Raw genomic sequence first — 378 nt, forward strand, 5'->3', positions numbered from 1 at the left:
CGGCGCCGTGGTCTACGACCTGGGGGACGGCAGCTACCGCGGCGTCGACCGGTCGGGCCGCGAGGTCTGGCGCTTCGGCGCCGAGCTCGGGGATCCGTCGGACGTCGTCTGCCTGCGCCACTGTCCGGACGCCGTGTTCTCCGGCGGTGGCCCGGCTTCGCGCGTCGCGAACGGGCGGCTGGACCGCTTCGACGCCGAGGGCCGGGTGTTCTCGGCCCACGACGACCACCTGGTGCTGGGGGAGCGGGAGACCGTCCGGGTCGCCGGTGCCGTCCCGGAGCCGGCCGCCGGGTGGGTGGAGAACGCGGCGGGGACGAGCGCGGTGACGGTGTCGCCCGGGGTGCGGTGGTTCGACCGCGGCGACGGCGGCTGGCGGCC

General features: G+C 77.5%; 1 protein-coding gene. It reads left to right on the plus strand.

Annotated elements, in window-relative coordinates; genetic code table 11:
- A partial coding sequence (locus G3I65_RS12040; protein ID WP_160696175.1) for a hypothetical protein occupies positions 1-378 on the plus strand: 378 nt, incomplete at both ends.

It is taken from the genome of Amycolatopsis sp. SID8362 (assembly GCF_010550475.1).
Taxonomy (GTDB): Bacteria; Actinomycetota; Actinomycetes; order Mycobacteriales; family Pseudonocardiaceae; genus Amycolatopsis; species Amycolatopsis eburnea.